Below are 14,023 nucleotides of genomic sequence, written 5' to 3' on the forward strand. Positions count from 1 at the left end.
CTAGCAAGCCGCTGCCAAGCCCCCATGGGTGAGGGCGCTTTGCTTGCGAAGCACTGCTTCGCAAGCGCCCGAACGCACAGCCGCCAGCGGCTGGGCCGGTCTGGGGGTTCACGGCGTGTCCCGGGCAGCCTCACCCACCCGGGCCCCACAGCCAACCAACAATCAGCCGGCAACGCCTTGATCCTTACAGCGCCTCGAAAATACCCGCTGCGCCCATGCCGGTGCCGATGCACATCGTCACCATGCCGTACTTCTGCTGGCGACGACGCAGGCCGTGCAGCAGGGTGGCGGTACGGATCGCGCCGGTCGCACCCAGCGGGTGGCCCAGGGCAATCGCGCCACCCATCGGGTTCACCTTGCTCGGATCCAGGCCGCAATCGCGGATCACCGCCAGCGACTGCGCGGCGAACGCTTCGTTGAGCTCGATCCAATCCAGCTGGTCCTGGGTCAGGCCGGCCTGCTTCAGTGCCTTCGGGATCGCGGCGATCGGGCCGATGCCCATCACTTCCGGGCGCACGCCGGCCACCGAGAAACTGACGAAACGGGCAAGCGGGGTCAGGCCGTAGTCCTTGATCGCCTGTTCCGAGGCCAGCAGCACGGCACCGGCGCCGTCGCTCATCTGCGACGAGTTGCCGGCGGTGACGGTGCCGCCGAACTGGCCGTTGCGGAACACCGGGCGCAGCTTGGCCAGGCCTTCAGCCGAGGAATCCGGGCGCGGGCCTTCGTCGGTGTCGGCGATCTTGTTGCGGGTGATGATGCGCTGGCCGTCGGCCAGGTCCGGCAGGTGCGAGACGATCTCGTACGGGCTGATCTCGTCCTTGAACTCGCCGTTCTGGATCGCGGCCATGGCCTTCTGGTGCGAGGCGAGGGCGAAGGCGTCCTGGTCTTCGCGCGAGACCTTCCACTCTTCGGCGACCTTCTCGGCAGTGATGCCCATGCCGTAGGCGATGGCCACGTGGTCGTTGTCGAACACGCTCGGCGCCATGGCGATCTTGTTGCCCATCATCGGCACCATCGACATCGACTCGGTGCCACCAGCCAGCATCAGGTCGGCGTTGCCCAGGCGGATCGCGTCGGCGGCCTGCGCCACGGCCTGCAGGCCGGAGGAGCAGAAGCGGTTCACGGTCTGTGCGGCGATGGTGTTGGGCAGGCCGGCCAGCAGCACGCCGATGCGCGCCACGTTCATGCCCTGCTCGGCTTCCGGCATGGCGCAGCCGATGATCGCGTCATCGATGCGGTTGACGTCCACGCCCGGGGCCTGGGCGACGACGCTGCGCAGCACGTGCGCAAGCATGTCGTCGGGGCGGGTGTTGCGGAACATGCCCTTGGGCGCCTTGCCGACCGGGGTGCGGGTGGCGGCGACGATGTAGGCGTCCTGGATTTGCTTGGTCATTGCAGTGATCTCTCGAATTTTTTAGCCGGGGTGCCGACCAACGGTCGGCACCCACCAGAGGCAGAGGAGTGCCAACCAGGGGTCGGCACCCGCCATCAATCAGTTACGCAGCGGCTTGCCGGTCTTCAGCATGTGCGCGATGCGGGCCTGGGTCTTTTCCTGCTGGGCCAGTTCGACGAAGTGCTTGCGCTCCAGGGTCAGCAGCCACTCTTCGTCCACCAGGGTGCCGCGGTCGACCTTGCCGCCGCACAGCACGGTGGCGATGCGCTCGGCGATCTCGTAGTCGTACGGGCTGATGAAACGGCCTTCCAGCATGTTGACCAGCATCATCTTGAAGGTGGCGATGCCCACGTCACCGGCCACCTGGATGCGGCGTGCCGGCAGCGGCGGACGGTAGCCCGCTTCGGCCAGTGCACGGGCTTCGGCCTTGGCGATGTGCAGGGCCTCGTAGCTGTTGAACACCACCTTGTCGGTACTGCGCAGCAGGCCCAGTTCCTTGGCGTTGACCGCCGAGTTGGACACCTTGGCCATCGCCACGGTCTCGAAGGTCTTCTTCAGTTCGGCGAACACGTCACCGCCCGGGCCTGCGGCCTGCGAGGCACGCACGGCCAGTTCCTTCAGGCCGCCACCGGCTGGCAGCAGGCCGACACCGGCCTCGACCAGGCCGATGTAGCTTTCCAGGAAGGCCACGGTCTTGGCGCTGTGCATCTGGAACTCGCAGCCGCCGCCCAGGGCCAGGCCACGCACCGCTGCCACCACCGGCACCAGCGAGTACTTGATGCGCTGGCTGGTGCGCTGGAAGTTGGCGACCATTTCCTCGAACTGGTCGACCTTGCCGGCCTGCAGCAGGCCCAATGCACCGGCCAGGTCGGCACCGGCGGAGAAGGGCTCCTTCTGCTGCCAGATCACCAGGCCCTGGAAGTCCTTCTCGGCGCGGCTCACGCATTCCTGCAGGCCGTCCAGTACCTGGTCGGACACGGTGTTCATCTTGGTCTTGAAGCTGACCACGGCGATGCCATCACCGTCGTGCCACATGCGCAGGCCGTCGTTCTCGAACACGGTATCGCCCGGCGCGAACGTCTCGCCCAGCAGCGGATCCGGGAAACGCTGGCGCTGGTACACCGGCAGCGACGAGCGCGGCAGCTTGGCGTTGCGCGACGGGCTGTAGCTGCCCTCGGCGGCGTGCACGCCGTCGCGGCCGTCGAAGACCCAATCCGGCAGCGGGGCATTGCTCATGCTCTTGCCGGCGACGATGTCATCGGCGATCCACTGCGCGACCTGCTTCCAGCCGGCGGCCTGCCAGGTTTCGAACGGGCCCAGCGACCAGCCGTAGCCCCAGCGGATGGCCAGGTCGACATCGCGCGCGGTCTCGGCAATGTCGGCCAAGTGGTAGGCGCTGTAGTGGAACAGATCGCGGAAGGTCGCCCACAGGAACTGCGCCTGCGGGTGCTGGCTCTCGCGCAGCTTGGCGAACTTCTCGGCCGGGTTCCTGATCTTCAGGATCTCGACCACGTCCGGTGCGGCAGTGCGGTCGGCCGGGCGGTAGTCCTGCTTCTCCAGGTCCAGCACGACGATGTCCTTGCCGACCTTGCGGAAGATGCCGGCGCCGGTCTTCTGGCCCAACGCGCCCTTGGAAATCAGCGCGTCCAGCCACTTCGGCGACTTGAAGAATTCATGCCACGGGTCATTCGGCAGGGTGTCGCCCATGGTCTTGATGACGTGGGCCATGGTGTCCAGGCCGACCACGTCGGAGGTGCGGTAGGTGGCCGACTTCGGGCGACCGACCAGCGGGCCGGTCAGGCCGTCCACTTCATCGAAGCCCAGGCCGAACTGCTGGGTGTGGTGGATGGTGGACAGGATCGAGAACACGCCGATGCGGTTGCCGATGAAGTTCGGGGTGTCCTTGGCGTACACCACGCCCTTGCCCAGGGTGGTGACCAGGAATGCTTCCAGTCCTTCCAGCACGGCGGCATCGGTGGTGGTGGCCGGGATCAGCTCGGCCAGGTGCATGTAGCGCGGCGGGTTGAAGAAGTGCACGCCGCAGAAGCGGTGGCGCAGCTGCTCGGGCAGCACGTCGGCCAGCTTGTTGATGCCCAGGCCCGAGGTATTGGAGGCCAGCACCGCGTGGTCGGCCACGAACGGGGCGATCTTCTTGTACAGGTCCTGCTTCCAGTCCATGCGCTCGGCGATGGCCTCGATGATCAGGTCGCAGTCCTTCAGCTGCTCCAGGCCGGACTCGTAGTTGGCCGGAGTGATGGCTTCGGCCAGCGACTTGCTGGCCAGCGGCGCCGGGCTCAGCTTGCCCAGGTTGGCGATCGCCTTCAGCACGATGCCGTCGGCCGGACCTTCCTTGGCAGGCAGGTCGAACAGCACGGTGTCGACGCCAGCGTTGGTGAGGTGGGCGGCGATCTGGGCACCCATGACGCCGGCACCCAGCACGGCGGCGCGGCGGACTAGCAGGGAATTGGACATGGTGTAGGGCCTTTGTTGGTCAGCAGTTACTGGGTGGAATCAAAGGGAAGCGGGCAGGGCGCTGGCGCGTGCGGCGGCGCGGAACCCGGCTTCGGCGAAATGGATCAGTTCGTGGGCGGCATGGGCACGATGCGCCGCTTCGGTGACACCGGCGGGACGCTTGATCAGCCCGAAGTCGGCCATCGCATAGGTCAGCGAGCCGGCCAGGAAGTCGAGGCGCCAGTACAGCTCCTCCTTGCTCAGGTCCGGCACGCACTCGCCGATGGCCTTGCCGAACGCACGCAGCACGTGGCCGTAGTGGTCGGACAGGAACTTGCGCAGGTTGTCGTTCTTCTCGGCGTAGGCGCGGGCGATCACGCGCACGAAGGCGCCGCCGTTCTGGCGGTCCTGGGCCAGCGCCAGGGCCGGCTCGACGAAGGCAGCCAGCACCGGGCGCAGTTCACCCGGGTGCTCGGCGCGGGCGCGCTCGAGCTGCGACAGGCGGGCACCGGTCATCTCGTCCATGCGGCGGCGGAACACCTCGTTGACCAGGTTTTCCTTGGAGCCGAAGTGGTAGTTGACCGCGGCGATGTTGACGTCGGCCTGGCTGGTCACCTGGCGCAGCGAGGTGCCGGCGAAGCCGTGCTGGGCGAACAGCTCCTCGGCCGCGCCGAGGATCCGGTCCTTGGTCGAGAAGTGGGCGGGCTTGGCCATCGGTGGGCGGACCTTAATCAAACGATTGTTTGATACTAGGACCAGACGGTACCGTATGGCATTTTGCAGTGCAGCAAAATCGGCCGGTCCGGTCAGATTTCACTCAGGTCGGTGAATGGGGTAGTGCCGGCCGCTGGCCGGCAGCCCCGAGGTTGAATGGCGCCCAATGCCGGCCAGCGGCCGGCACTACCGTGCCGCCGCTTTATCTTTTACAATTCGCCTACGTTTATCAGGCTAAGCCCGCGTCCCGACGCGGGTTTTTTTCATGTTACCCTTCGGGCCATCAGCGGCCCGATTCCATTGGAGACATCCCATGGCGCTGGAGCGCACCCTTTCGATCATCAAGCCGGACGCCGTTGCCAAGAACGTCATCGGCGAAATCTACGCCCGCTTCGAGAAGGCCGGCCTGAAGGTCGTGGCCGCCAAGTACAAGCAGCTGTCGCGTCGTGAAGCCGAAGGCTTCTACGCCGTGCACCGCGAGCGTCCGTTCTTCAACGCGCTGGTCGAGTTCATGATCTCCGGCCCGGTGATGATCCAGGCCCTGGAAGGCGAGAACGCCGTCCTGGCCCACCGCGACCTGCTGGGCGCCACCAACCCGAAGGAAGCCGCGCCGGGCACCATCCGCGCCGACTTCGCCGAATCCATCGATGCCAACGCCGCCCACGGCTCGGACTCGGTCGAGAATGCCGCGATTGAAATCGCCTACTTCTTCGCCGCCACCGAAGTCGTTTCGCGCTGAGAGTAATGCCGTGAACGAGGTCGTACAGTCCCCCGCCATCCAGCCGCTGCCGAAGTCGGCACCCACGGCTGGCAAGCAGAACCTGCTCGACCTCGATCGCGCGGGCCTGGAGAAGTTTTTCGTCGAGGTTCTCGGCGAAAAGAAGTTCCGTGCCCATCAGGTGATGAAGTGGATCCACCATCGCTACGTCACCGACTTCGATGAAATGACCGACCTCGGCAAGGTCCTGCGCGCCAAGCTGCAGGCCCATGCCGAGGTGCTGGTTCCCAACATCGTGTTCGACAAGCCCTCCGCCGACGGCACCCACAAGTGGCTGCTGGCGATGGGCGTGGATGGCAAGAACGCCATCGAGACCGTGTACATCCCGGACAAGACCCGCGGCACGCTGTGCGTGTCCTCGCAGGTCGGTTGCGGCCTGAACTGCACGTTCTGCTCCACTGCTACCCAGGGCTTCAACCGCAACCTGACCACCGCCGAGATCATCGGCCAGGTGTGGGTTGCCGCGCGCCACCTGGGCAACGTGCCGCACCAGATGCGCCGCCTCACCAACGTGGTGATGATGGGCATGGGCGAGCCGCTGATGAATTTCGACAACGTCGTGCGCGCCATGAGCGTGATGCGCGACGACCTGGGCTACGGCCTGGCCAACAAGCGCGTGACCCTGTCGACCTCCGGCCTGGTGCCGCAGATCGACCGCCTGTCTGCCGAAAGCGACGTGTCGCTGGCGGTGTCGCTGCACGCACCGAACGACGCGCTGCGCGAGACCCTGGTGCCGCTTAACAAGAAGTACCCGATCGCCGAGCTGATGGCCTCGTGCGCACGCTACCTGCGCGCCAACAAGCGCCGCGAATCGGTCACCTTCGAATACACCCTGATGAAGGGCATCAACGACAAGCCCGAGCATGCCCGCGAGCTGGCCCGCCTGATGCGCCAGTTCGATAACGCGGTGCAGGCCAAGGATTCGGGCAAGGTCAACCTGATTCCGTTCAACCCGTTCCCGGGTACCCGCTACGAGCGTTCGGAAGAGGCGCACATCCGCGCCTTCCAGAAGATCCTGCTCGACAGCAACGTGCTGACCATGGTCCGCCGTACCCGTGGCGACGACATCGACGCCGCCTGTGGCCAGCTCAAGGGCCAGGTGATGGACCGCACCCGCCGCCAGGCGGAGTTCAACAAGACGCTGCAGGCGGGGAAGGGGAGCGATGCCGCGGCCTGACCGCCTCTGGCTGGTTCTGCTCGCAGGCACGCTGGCCCTCGCGGTCGGCGGCTGCAAATCCCATCCCAAGGCCAAGCTTGGCCCGAGCGAGGCGCCGGTCTACTCCGTCCGTGATCCGGAAGGGGTGCGGCAGCAGGTGCGCTGGCAGGAATTGCTGACCCTGGCCGGCCGCGACATCCAGGTCGGCAATCTCGATGCTGCCGAGCGCAAGGCGCGCGAAGCCCAGAAGCTGGTGCCGACGGCCCCCGACGGCCTGGTCCTGCTTGCGGGCATCGATGAGCGTCGCGGTCGCAGCCAGCAGGCCGGCGAGAACTTCCGCAAGGCTGCAGAGCTGGCGCCGCAGCGCGGCGACGTGCTCAACAACTACGGTGCCTGGCTCTGCCAGCAGGGCCAGACGGCCGAATCGCTGATCTGGTTCGATCGTGCCCAGCGGGCGCCGGGCAATCCCGCCGTGGCCGAAGCACAGGCCAACGCCGGTAGCTGTGCGCTGGATGCAGGCCAGTTCGAGCGTGCCGAGCGCGAACTGCGCGCGGCGCTGTCGGCGCTGCCGGGAAACCCGGTCGCGCTGGAGGCCATGGCCCAGCTCAGCTTCCGCCAGGGCCGCTACATGGAGGCCCGGGCCTTCGCCGAACGTAGGATTGCGGCTGCACCCGCAACGCGTTCCGTGTTACAACTTGCGTCTCAAATCGAAGCGCGGCTGGGTGATCGGGCGGCATCTGACCGCTATCTTCAGCGCATTCGACAGGAATTTCCGCAGGAAGCGGGCTCCTAACTCCAGGGTTGATGCATTGTGATTGATGACCAGACTGTGAGCGCTCTCGAGACTGCGGCCGGCTGCGGCACCCGCCTGCGCCAGGCCCGTGAAGCGGCCGGACTGACCCTTGAGGATGTCGGCTCGCGCCTGCGCATGCCGGTCCAGGTGGTCAGGTCGCTGGAGGAAGAGCAGTGGCAGAAGCTGGGCGCGCCCGTCTTCGTGCGCGGCCAGTTGCGCAGCTACGCGCGCCTGCTCGACGTCGATGTGAGCCAGCTGCTGGAGCAGGCCCAGGTGGGTCCTGTCGTGCCGCCCACCCTGGTCAGCCATACCCATACCCCGCGTGCGCGCCGCATTGCCGAGAATCTCGGCCGGCGCGTGCTGTACGTCGGCATCACCGCCGTGCTGGCCGTGCCGGTGTGGTTCGCCACCCGCGGCCATTTCGATGGCAGTGCCACGCCGTCGCCGAACACGGCCTCGCTGGACGCGATCCCGGCCGCTGTGCCGGTGGCCCCGTCCGCTGCGGGTGTCGAGCCGGCAGCCCCGGCTGAAGTCGCGAGTGCCCCGGCCAGCAAGCCGGCCGCAACCCCGTATGTCGCTTCGCTGTCCCCGGTGCCGCGTTCGGCACCCGCTGCGCCCGCAGCCGCCAATACGCTGGAGATGCAGTTCAGCGGCGACAGCTGGGTCGATATCGGTGGTCCGGACGGCGCCACGGTCGAAAAGGCGCTGATCAAGTCCGGCGAGAGCCGCAGCTTCACGCCGGGCCAGGTGACCCGGGTGACCCTGGGCAACGCCTCGGCGGTCCAGGTTCAGCAGAACGGCGCTATCGTCGATCTGACCCCCTACCAGCGAGCCAACGTGGCACGCTTTCAGGTATCCTCTGAAGGCTCCGTAGTCCCGGTTTCGCACTGAGGCGCGGTTTCACCACCTTCGATTAAACCCAATGGTCCCTCCCGATGGGCGGGGCGAGAGTACGCATGGCGATCGACGATCTGCTCGACGAGCACGAACAAAGTGAACGCGTCCGCAGCTGGCTGCGGAAGAATGGCGCCAGCATCCTCGGTGGCGTAGCCATCGCGATCGGTGCCATTGCCGGCTGGCAGTGGTACCAGAAGGATCAGGGCGGCAAGCTGGCCTCGGCCAACGTGGAATACCAGAAGGCCCTGGTCGGTCTTCAGCAGAACAAGCTCGACGACGCTGCCAAGGCAGTGAAGGCGCTCGAAGCGGGCCCGTCCAGCATCTATGGCGACCTCGCGGCGCTGCAGCTGGCCAAGGCCCAGGTCGACGCCGGCAAGAACGAAGAAGCGCTGGCCACCCTGCGCGCCGTGAAGGTCGAAAGCGACCTGCAGCGCGTGGTCGACCAGCGTGTGGCCCGCCTGCTGGTGGCCACCGGCAAGAGCGACGAGGCGATCAAGCTGCTGGGCAGCGCCACCGACAGCAGCAGCCTGGAAATCCATGGCGATGCGCTGATGGCGCAGGGCAAGCGCGATGACGCCCGCGCACAGTACGAGAAGGCGCTGAAGTCGCTGGACGTGGCAGCGCCGCAGCGGCGCCTGCTGGAAACCAAGGTTATGGATGCCGGCGGCACGGTCGCCGCCCCTGCGGAGTCGGTTTGATGAGTCAGAAGGTCATGATCACCCGCGTCGCCACCGTGCTCCTGATGGGCATGGCCCTGACCGGCTGCAGCACCATGAAGGGCTGGTTCGCCGGCAAGGACGCGGCAGCGAAGAAGGCCCAGGAGCCGGCTGAGCTGGTCAAGTTCGAGCCGAGCGTCAAGGTCAACAAGGCCTGGTCGGTCAACCTCGGCAAGGGCGAGCGCCGCATCGGCGTGCGCCAGGGCCCGGCCGTTGCCAATGGCCACGTGTTCGCTGCGGCGATCACCGGCGGCGTGCACGCCATCGACCTGCAGACCGGCAAGAAGGTCTGGACCTGGGAGCCGCAGAAGGAAAAGAAGAAGCCGAAGCTGCGCCTGTCCGGCGGCCCGGGTGTCGGTGAGAACCTGGTCGTGATCGGCACGCTCGATGGCCAGGTCATCGCCCTGGACATCAATGACGGCAGCGAGAAGTGGCGCGCCCGTGTTCCGGGTGAGGTCATTGCCGCGCCGGCCGTGGCCCAGGGCCTGGTGTTCGTGCGCAGCAACGACGGCCGCGTCACCGCGTTCGATGCCGGCAACGGCACGCAGAAGTGGTTCAACCCGAGCGAACTGCCGGCGCTGACCGTGCGCGGCAACGCGCCGGTGGTCACCGGTCCGGGCGTGCTGTTCATCGGCAAGGACGAAGGCGCGGTTGCCGCGCTGGCCATGCAGGATGGGCGTACCCTGTGGGAACAGAACCTTGGCAACGGCGAAGGCCGTACCGAACTGGACCGCATGGCCGATGTCGACGGTGCTCCGGTGCTGGAGGGCAACACCCTCTTCGTGAGCAGCTTCAAGAACCAGACCATGGCCATCGAAGGCCCGACCGGTCGCCCGCTGTGGGCGCGCGACCATGGCGGTGCAGGTGGCGTGGCGGTGTCGTCGGGCAATGTGTTCGTCACCGACAACAAGGGTGGCGTGTTCGGCCTGGACAAGGCGACCGGCGCTGCCATGTGGTCGCAGACCGAGCTGGCGCGTCGTTCGCTGACCGGCCCGGCGCTGCACGGTGATTACGTGGTCGTCGGCGACTACAAGGGATACGTGCACTGGTTGAAGACCTCCGATGGTGCGATGGCGGCACGGGCGAAGAGCGGCGGTGACGCCCTGCTGGCCCAGCCGGTCGTCGTCGACGGGGTGCTGCTGGTGCAGAACGTGGATGGCAAGCTGACCGCCTTCCGGTTGGCAAATTAAAAATTGGAGTAATCGCGATGCTGCCTTTGGTCGCCCTGGTTGGACGGCCGAATGTCGGCAAGTCGACTATTTTCAATGCGCTTACGCGCACCCGCGACGCGCTGGTCCATGACCAGCCCGGCGTCACCCGTGACCGCAACTACGGCGTCTGCCGCCTCGACGAGGACAACCATTTCCTCGTCGTGGATACCGGCGGTATTGCCGGGGAAGACGAAGGCCTGGCGGGTGCCACCACGCGCCAGGCCCGGGCTGCGGCGGCCGAAGCCGATCTGATCCTGTTCGTCGTCGACGCCCGCGAGGGCACCTCGGCGCTGGACGACGAGATCCTGGCCTGGCTGCGCAAGCTGTCGCGGCCGACGCTGCTGCTGATCAACAAGATCGACGGCACCGACGAGGACAGCGTGCGTTCGGAATTCGCCCGTTACGGCTTCGGCGAGATGCTGACCGTGTCGGCCGCGCACCGCCAGGGCCTGGACGACCTGCTTGACGAAGTGATCCAGCGCCTGCCGGAAGAAGGCAGCGGCGAAGAACTGGACAACGATCCGAACCGTATCCGCATCGCCTTCGTCGGACGTCCGAACGTGGGCAAGTCGACCCTGGTCAACCGCATCCTCGGCGAGGAGCGCATGATCGCCTCCGACGTGCCGGGCACCACCCGCGACTCGATCGCGGTGGACCTGGAGCGCGACGGCCGTGAGTACCGCCTGATCGACACCGCCGGCCTGCGCCGCCGTTCGCGCGTGGACGAGGTCGTCGAGAAGTTCTCGGTGGTCAAGACCATGCAGTCGATCGAGCAGTGCCAGGTCGCCGTGCTGATGCTGGACGCCACCGAAGGCGTGACCGACCAGGACGCCACCGTGCTCGGTGCCGTGCTCGACGCCGGCCGCGCGCTGGTGATCGCCATCAACAAGTGGGATGGCCTGACCGAGTACCAGCGCGAACAGGCTGAAACCATGCTGTCGCTGAAGCTGGGCTTCGTGCCTTGGGCCGAATCGGTGCGCATTTCGGCCAAGCACGGCTCGGGCCTGCGCGAGCTGTTCCGTGCGGTGCACCGCGCGCACGAATCGGCGAACAAGACCTTCACCACCAGCGAAGTGAACAAGGCGCTGGAAGTGGCGTACGAGACCAATCCGCCGCCGACCATCCGCGGCCACGTCTCCAAGCTGCGTTACGTGCACCCGGCCGGCGCCAACCCGCCGACCTTCATCGTGCACGGCACCCGCCTGAAGGAACTGCAGGAGTCGTACAAGCGCTACCTGGAGAACTTCTTCCGCAAGCGCTTCAAGCTGATCGGTACGCCGGTGAGCTTCATCTTCCGCGAGGGCACCAACCCGTACGAGGGCAAGAAGAACGTCCTCACCGAGCGGCAGGTCAAGGCCAAGCGGCGCTTGATGAAGCACGTCAAGGGCAAGTGATTCACGGGAAGGCGGCCGCAGGGCCGCCTTTCTTGTCTGTGGTAGTGCCGGCCGCTGGCCGGCAACCCGATGATGCCTGGTGTGTTCACGAGGTTGCCGGCCAGCGGCCGGCACTACCCCTACGTCTACAGTCCTCGATCATGGCGAACTGTTGCGACGAGCGCGGCAATGCGGCAACGCGCATGGGGCGCTGCGGGGCGCGGCCATCATCGATTCGGGCAGCTGCGCCTGCCCCGTGAGGCTTGCCCAGACCAGGGTGGTACCCAGAACCCCTGCCAGGTACGCCACCGACACCGCGCCGATCACCAGGCCTGCGGCATGCTCCAGCCACGGAAGCAATCGGCAACACCCCTGTGCCCAGCGTGGGTGGCTGCCAAGCCACGCCATCAGCAGGCCGAGCGACAGCGCGACGCCGCCCAGGCAGGCCACGTAAGCGGCCTTTGTATCCATGTCGGCAACGAGGCCGCTGACCAGGGCTGCAACCGCGAACTGCAGCGTCCAGTTGTTGATGCTGGCGAGCGCCAACAGGCATCCAGCCTCGGCGTGCGGCCAACGGGAGCGGGCCTTCAGGCCCCGGGGCATCTGCAGGGAAAGCGGAGAGAGGGAGGTCAGCCCAGCGTCGCGCAGGCACATGCCCGCCAGGCGCAGCAGCAGCAGGCAACCCGCGCACTCCATCGCCAGCGTCCACAGGCCGCGGTTTCCCAGCATGCCCGCCGCAACGAAGGCCGTGGCGCAGATAGTGCCCGTACCGATGGCGATACCGAACGATGCGGCCATGGCGGCGCGCGCGCCCGCGCCCATCGCGGTGCGCAGGATCTTCGCGTGATTCGACGCAGGCAGGAGCATGGCGAAGCCGTACAGCACCGCGACGATGAAGAACTGCTGCACGAAAACCTGCCACCAAACTACAGAAAGTGCCGAGTGTGGGCTGCGGCGGACGCGCCGTATTGAACGCTATTGCGACAGGCGCGAATTACCGGCATCAGCCCAGCCACAGCGACACGGCGATCCATAGCGCCAGCGCGATCATCAGGAGCCCTGCGGCCCGTTCCAGCCACGGCAGGGCACGCGCGAATCGACCCAGCACCCACGGGTGGCCAACCAGCGCGGCAACCAGCAGATCCCATAGCAGGACGATGCCGAACATCCACGCGCCATAGAAGAACTTCGTTGCGGCGCTGGCCTGCGGACCGTTGAGCATTGCCGCCAGCGTTGCGTAGAACAGCGCATTCTTCGGGTTCAGCAGCGCAGACAGGGCGCCCAGCCCGGCCGCCCTCCACCATCCGTGGGCACCACCCGCTCGCGATCCGTCGGCAGCTTCAGGTGCCTGCAACGTCGTCGAACCCGCATGGCGCAGGAACAGCGTGCCGAGGTACAGCAGGAACCCGCAGCCCGCCAACTGCACCGCGATGAACCCTGCGCTGCCTGGGCGCAGCATGGCCGTTCCGGTGAAAGCGGCTACGATGAAGACGCCATTGCCGACGGCGATGCCTGCGCAGGCGCCACTGGCAGTGCGCCATCCCGAGGTGATCGCGGTGCGTGCAACGAGAAAGAAGTCGGGGCCGGGTGAGAGCAGGGCGAGAAAATGTACGGTGGCGATGACCAGGAATTGTTCCATCGGGTCCGGCGGCGGCTGGCTGGGGCGCCAGTCTGGGGATGCGCCGCGCGATGGTATTGAACGTTATTGCAGGCTCAGCGCCGGTACTGGCCCGGGGTCGCACCGGCGTGGGCCTTGAAGACCCGCTGGAAATGGCTCTGGTCGGCAAAACCCAGCGCATGCGCGACCACGGCCAGTGCCTGCCCTTCGCACAGCCGCCGGCGGGCCTCCTGGATGCGCTGGTCGATCTGCCAGGCGTGCGGTGTCAGGCCCGTGGCGCGTCGGAAGGCGCGGATCAGCTGGTAGCGGCTCATGCCTGCCAGCGATGCCAGCTCCTGCAGGGCCGGGGTGTGTTCGAGCCGCTGGCGCAGAACGTCCATCACCGGCTGCAAGCGCTGCTGTAATGCGGCATCTTCAAGCGGGCCGGCGACCGCTACACCATCGTGTTCATCCAGATCGCCGACGAACGCGATCAGGGCCGCTTCCTTGACGCTGACCGGATCGTCGGAGAACAGCGTCTCGTTGAGCTGGCAGTACTGCTGGTAGCGCGGGCGATGGTTGGAAATCCGGATCGGTTCCTGCTGCCAGTCGGGTTCGGGCAGGTCGTCATACTCAGCGCGGACCTCGGCCATCCAGCGTGGGTCCAGATGCAGCATCTGGTAGCTCCAGAGCTGGCCGGGGAGGGGGTTGCAGGCGTGCACGCGGCCTGCGGGTACGCCGACCAGGCTGCCGGGCTGCAGCAGGCGCGGTCCCTCTGCGGCGCCGGTGAACACGCTGCTGCCAGCGTCCACCGCGCCGATCGAGAAGGTGTCATGGCTGTGCGGGCGGTGGCAGGCGCGGCTGTCGCACGCCCGTCGGCTTTCGACGAAGGGCATGCGCGGGTCACGCCAGAATTCGGTGGCAGAGCGCATGCAGTGGTTCCG

The 14,023-nt window shown here is 66.8% G+C and carries 13 protein-coding genes; 7 read left to right on the top strand and 6 right to left on the bottom strand.

Annotated elements, in window-relative coordinates:
* Positions 1-184: 184 nt before the first annotated feature.
* The 3 genes from AC5P6X_RS15675 to AC5P6X_RS15685 form a co-directional block, all read right to left on the bottom strand.
* Entirely contained in the window at positions 185-1,393 is a 1,209-nt protein-coding gene (locus AC5P6X_RS15675; RefSeq protein ID WP_099605904.1) for an acetyl-CoA C-acyltransferase, read from the bottom strand.
* Positions 1,394-1,492: 99 nt separating this feature from the next.
* On the bottom strand, positions 1,493-3,865 hold the full coding sequence (locus AC5P6X_RS15680; protein ID WP_329757248.1) for a 3-hydroxyacyl-CoA dehydrogenase/enoyl-CoA hydratase family protein: 2,373 nt from the start codon (positions 3,863-3,865) through the stop codon (positions 1,493-1,495).
* Between the two features lie 39 nt (positions 3,866-3,904).
* Positions 3,905-4,558, bottom strand: a complete 654-nt coding sequence (locus tag AC5P6X_RS15685; RefSeq protein ID WP_005409294.1) for a TetR/AcrR family transcriptional regulator — start codon at positions 4,556-4,558, stop codon at positions 3,905-3,907.
* A gap of 313 nt (positions 4,559-4,871) precedes the next feature.
* Between AC5P6X_RS15685 and ndk the strand changes: the two genes are divergently transcribed.
* The 7 genes from ndk to der all read left to right on the top strand — a co-directional run bounded on the left by ndk (position 4,872) and on the right by der (position 11,503).
* Positions 4,872-5,297, top strand: coding sequence for a nucleoside-diphosphate kinase (gene ndk / locus AC5P6X_RS15690; RefSeq protein ID WP_005409295.1), 426 nt, complete (start codon positions 4,872-4,874; stop codon positions 5,295-5,297).
* Between the two features lie 10 nt (positions 5,298-5,307).
* The gene (gene rlmN / locus AC5P6X_RS15695; protein WP_005409296.1) at positions 5,308-6,513 is read left to right on the top strand and encodes a dual-specificity RNA methyltransferase RlmN; all 1,206 of its coding nucleotides are present in this window, start codon (positions 5,308-5,310) and stop codon (positions 6,511-6,513) included.
* Positions 6,500-7,285, top strand: coding sequence for a tetratricopeptide repeat protein (locus AC5P6X_RS15700; RefSeq protein WP_329757249.1), 786 nt, complete (start codon positions 6,500-6,502; stop codon positions 7,283-7,285). The genes rlmN and AC5P6X_RS15700 overlap by 14 nt, the downstream gene beginning before the upstream one ends.
* A gap of 18 nt (positions 7,286-7,303) precedes the next feature.
* Positions 7,304-8,176: a RodZ domain-containing protein gene (locus AC5P6X_RS15705; protein WP_005409298.1), complete on the top strand. Its 873-nt coding sequence runs from the start codon at positions 7,304-7,306 to the stop codon at positions 8,174-8,176.
* Positions 8,177-8,241: 65 nt separating this feature from the next.
* The gene (locus AC5P6X_RS15710; protein ID WP_005409299.1) at positions 8,242-8,880 is read left to right on the top strand and encodes a YfgM family protein; all 639 of its coding nucleotides are present in this window, start codon (positions 8,242-8,244) and stop codon (positions 8,878-8,880) included.
* Entirely contained in the window at positions 8,880-10,088 is a 1,209-nt protein-coding gene (bamB, locus tag AC5P6X_RS15715) for an outer membrane protein assembly factor BamB (protein ID WP_005409300.1), read from the top strand. The genes AC5P6X_RS15710 and bamB overlap by 1 nt, the downstream gene beginning before the upstream one ends.
* Positions 10,089-10,105: 17 nt before the next feature.
* On the top strand, positions 10,106-11,503 hold the full coding sequence (der, locus tag AC5P6X_RS15720) for a ribosome biogenesis GTPase Der (RefSeq protein ID WP_012479950.1): 1,398 nt from the start codon (positions 10,106-10,108) through the stop codon (positions 11,501-11,503).
* Positions 11,504-11,641: 138 nt separating this feature from the next.
* Here der and AC5P6X_RS15725 read toward each other — a convergent pair whose 3' ends face one another.
* The 3 genes from AC5P6X_RS15725 to AC5P6X_RS15735 form a co-directional block, all read right to left on the bottom strand.
* Complete coding sequence (locus AC5P6X_RS15725; protein ID WP_329755268.1) at positions 11,642-12,391, bottom strand: lysine transporter LysE; 750 nt, start codon at positions 12,389-12,391, stop codon at positions 11,642-11,644.
* A gap of 94 nt (positions 12,392-12,485) precedes the next feature.
* The gene (locus tag AC5P6X_RS15730; RefSeq protein ID WP_099561358.1) at positions 12,486-13,121 is read right to left on the bottom strand and encodes a LysE family translocator; all 636 of its coding nucleotides are present in this window, start codon (positions 13,119-13,121) and stop codon (positions 12,486-12,488) included.
* 74 nt (positions 13,122-13,195) lie between these two features.
* Positions 13,196-14,011 (bottom strand): helix-turn-helix domain-containing protein, encoded by an 816-nt coding sequence (locus AC5P6X_RS15735; RefSeq protein WP_123958486.1) that lies wholly within the window; start codon positions 14,009-14,011, stop codon positions 13,196-13,198.
* Between the last annotated feature and the right edge of the window lie 12 nt (positions 14,012-14,023).

This window comes from Stenotrophomonas sp. YJH_SMC_40 (genome assembly GCF_059368615.1).